Raw genomic sequence first — 4,156 nt, 5'->3', positions numbered from 1 at the left:
TTTTCTTGGAAGTCGCTCCGCTGGATTATCACGCCGGCCGTAGCTTTTGTGTACTATCGGGGTGTTACCACTCCCTTCAACGTACTATTCCGTCAGTACGCACCAACTTTACGCCTCCGTCCGCTTTAACGTGGGGCAAGTAGCAGAATATTAACTGCTTGTCCATCGACTACCCCCTTCGGGTTCGCCTTAGGTCCCGACTAACCCCCAGCTGATTAGCATAGCTGGGGAAACCTTAGTCTTTCGGTGTGCAGGTTTCTCGCCTGCATTATCGTTACTTATGCCTACATTTTCTTTTGTAACCAATCCAGCATACCTCGCAGTACACCTTCGTCTTTGTTACAATGCTCCCCTACCACTATAGTAAACTATAGTCCATAGCTTCGGTAGTATGTTTATGCCCGATTATTATCCATGCCGGACCGCTCGACTAGTGAGCTGTTACGCACTCTTTAAATGAATGGCTGCTTCCAAGCCAACATCCTAGCTGTCTGGGCAGTCCAACCGCGTTTATTCAACTTAACATACATTTGGGGACCTTAGCTGATGGTCTGGGTTCTTTCCCTCTCGGACATGGACCTTAGCACCCATGCCCTCACTGATATGAACCATTTTATAGCATTCGGAGTTTGTCAGGAATTGGTAGGCGGTGAAGCCCCCGCATCCAATCAGTAGCTCTACCTCTATAAAACTATCTATATCGCTGCACCTAAATGCATTTCGGGGAGTACGAGCTATTTCCGAGTTTGATTGGCCTTTCACCCCTATCCTCAGGTCATCCCAAGACTTTTCAACGTCAACGGGTTCGGTCCTCCACTATGTGTTACCACAGCTTCAACCTGCCCAAGGATAGATCACACGGTTTCGCGTCTACCACTACCAACTATAGCGCCCTATTCAGACTCGCTTTCGCTACGGCTCCACACCTGAAGTGCTTAACCTTGCTGGAAACGGTAACTCGTAGGCTCATTATGCAAAAGGCACGCCGTCATCCGTCAAAGACGGACTCCGACCGCTTGTAAGCGTATGGTTTCAGGTTCTATTTCACTCCCTTGTTCAGGGTTCTTTTCACCTTTCCCTCACGGTACTGGTTCACTATCGGTCTCTCAGGAGTATTTAGCCTTGGCGGATGGTCCCGCCAGATTCATACAGGGTTTCACGTGCCCCGCACTACTCAGGATCCTGCTAGGATCATATAAACTTTCCTATACCGGGCTGTCACCGTCTATGGCTCATCTTTCCAGATGATTCTAGTTCATTCTATAATCCACATTGCAGTCCTACAACCCCAATAAGTCCGTAAACTCATTGGTTTGGGCTAATGCGCGTTCGCTCGCCACTACTAGCGCAATCACTGTTGTTTTCTCTTCCTCCGGGTACTTAGATGTTTCAGTTCTCCGGGTTCGCCCTCCTTGCGGAGTAATACGTCTTCAACGTATTGGGTTGCCCCATTCGGATATTCGCGGATCAATGTGTATGTGCCACTCCCCACGACTTTTCGCAGCTTATCACGTCCTTCTTCGCCTCTGAGAGCCTAGGCATCCCCCATACGCCCTTATCTAGCTTGTATGCGTTTTGCTTAATGCTCGCGTGACCATAATATAAATTACGATCACTATTAATTAATGTATTTTTTACTTATAAATATTTCTATCTATTAGCGTCTCTCGTATTCTTTGTTTCTTCAATATGTCAATGAACGTTCTGTCTAGATTTGAGATTTTAGATATGAGATATTAGATAATCTAACATCTCAAGTCTAGCCTCTAACATCTAAACCTGGTGGAGAATATCGGAGTCGAACCGATGACCTCCTGCGTGCAAGGCAGGCGCTCTAGCCAGCTGAGCTAATCCCCCATTTTCAGTTGGCAGTTACCAGTATTCAGTACGCAGTCTTTATTACTGCCAACTGCTCCTGCTTACTGCAAACTGGGTTACCCAACTTCTAAAATTTCCTTTATTTCAAATGAACTTCTGTGTCTCAAGTTTAACTTTAAACTTTTAAACCTTCAACTTTAAACTCGCGCTTTGCGCGGTCGTAGTCTCAGGCAGACTCGAACTGCCGACCTCTACATTATCAGTGTAGCGCTCTAACCAGCTGAGCTATGAGACTGTCCTTGTTAAATGTATAAGGCATAAGGTATAATGTATAAGGCTCTCACCCTACAGTATACAGTCTACAGCATACATCTCACATAAAAATCGAATTGACGATAAGAATCAAGACCAAAGAGGTCTTTGCTGAACAACCATTTTACTAGTAATTGCGCTAGCATCATAAAGATGCATTGCTCTAGAAAGGAGGTGTTCCAGCCGCACCTTCCGGTACGGCTACCTTGTTACGACTTAGCCCCAGTTACCAGTCTTACCCTAGGCGGCTCCTTGCGGTGACCGACTTCAGGTACCCCCGGCTTCCATGGCTTGACGGGCGGTGTGTACAAGGCCCGGGAACGTATTCACCGCACCATGGCTGATGTGCGATTACTAGCGATTCCAGCTTCACGCAGTCGAGTTGCAGACTGCGATCCGAACTGTGATAGGGTTTGAAGATTCGCATCCCCTCGCGGGGTAGCTGCCCTCTGTCCCTACCATTGTAGCACGTGTGTGGCCCAGGACGTAAGGGCCGTGATGATTTGACGTCATCCCCACCTTCCTCGCGGTTTGCACCGGCAGTCTGGCTAGAGTTCCCGACATTACTCGCTGGCAACTAACCACAGGGGTTGCGCTCGTTATAGGACTTAACCTGACACCTCACGGCACGAGCTGACGACAACCATGCAGCACCTTGCAATCTGTCCGAAGAAGGGAGTGTTTCCACTCCTGTCAGACTGCATTTAAGCCCTGGTAAGGTTCCTCGCGTATCATCGAATTAAACCACATGCTCCACCGCTTGTGCGGGCCCCCGTCAATTCCTTTGAGTTTCATTCTTGCGAACGTACTCCCCAGGTGGGTCACTTATCACTTTCGCTTGGCCACCCAGCCCTCAATTAGGCCGGACAGCTAGTGACCATCGTTTACGGCGTAGACTACCAGGGTATCTAATCCTGTTCGCTACCTACGCTTTCGTCCATCAGCGTCAATATAGTATTAGTGATCTGCCTTCGCAATAGGTGTTCTGAGTAATATCTATGCATTTCACCGCTACACTACTCATTCCAACCACTTCATAATAATTCAAGATCTACAGTATCAATGGCAATTCTATCGTTGAGCGACAGACTTTCACCACTGACTTATAGACCCGCCTACGGACCCTTTAAACCCAATGATTCCGGATAACGCTTGGATCCTCCGTATTACCGCGGCTGCTGGCACGGAGTTAGCCGATCCTTATTCATACAGTACCGTCAGCTCCCCACACGTGGGGAGGTTTCTTCCTGTATAAAAGCAGTTTACAACCCATAGGGCAGTCTTCCTGCACGCGGCATGGCTGGATCAGAGTTGCCTCCATTGTCCAATATTCCTCACTGCTGCCTCCCGTAGGAGTCTGGTCCGTGTCTCAGTACCAGTGTGGGGGATCTCCCTCTCAGGACCCCTACCTATCGTTGCCATGGGGTGCCGTTACCACTCCATCTAGCTAATAGGACGCATACCCATCTTCAAGCCATAAATGTTTAATATAGTCTCCAGGTGAAGTCTATATACCATGGGGTATTAATCCACGTTTCCATGGGCTATCCCCCGCTTGAAGGTAGGTTGTATACGCGTTACGCACCCGTGCGCCACTCGTCAGCGAAAGAGCAAGCTCTTCCCTGTTACCGTTCGACTTGCATGTGTTAGGCCTGCCGCTAGCGTTCATCCTGAGCCAGGATCAAACTCTTCATCGTTAAATCTTATATTACTTAACAACTACTAAAGAAATTGCTCAGGTTTTGACGTTCTTTTAGTCTTAATTCTTATACACTGGATCATATCTCTATTTAAAAAAATATAATCCCTGTCAATTCAATATATCAATGAACTTCGATCATTTTACTGATCTCATCTTGTGAAAACACGAGGAATCGAACCTCTCTATATCGCCCCAACCGGCTGTTTCTTGGTAACTTTCAATCTGGAAATGTGAACGGCTGCTCGCTCGCAAAGCGGGTGCAAATATACAACCCTTTTTCTTTATCCACCAAAACTTTTTTTGAAAAATTTTTGATTTCTTTTT

At 47.3% G+C, this 4,156-nt stretch carries 2 tRNA genes and 2 rRNA genes; all 4 read right to left on the bottom strand.

The features are described from left to right. Window positions 1-1,570: ribosomal RNA gene (locus MKO06_RS17085) — 23S ribosomal RNA — on the bottom strand; the annotation flags it as partial. A 210-nt stretch (window positions 1,571-1,780) separates the two neighbouring features. Continuing rightward, a tRNA-Ala gene (locus tag MKO06_RS17080) sits at window positions 1,781-1,857 on the bottom strand. Between the two features lie 182 nt (window positions 1,858-2,039). Beyond that, window positions 2,040-2,113, bottom strand: a tRNA-Ile gene (locus MKO06_RS17075). A 184-nt stretch (window positions 2,114-2,297) separates the two neighbouring features. Continuing rightward, a 16S ribosomal RNA gene (locus tag MKO06_RS17070) occupies window positions 2,298-3,827 on the bottom strand. Window positions 3,828-4,156: the final 329 nt, after the last annotated feature.

The sequence above is a fragment of the Christiangramia oceanisediminis genome (assembly GCF_022570735.2).
Lineage (GTDB): Bacteria > Bacteroidota > Bacteroidia > Flavobacteriales > Flavobacteriaceae > Christiangramia > Christiangramia oceanisediminis.
The sequence above is the reverse complement of the archived record's forward strand: the minus strand, read 5'-3'. Positions and strand labels throughout refer to the sequence as shown.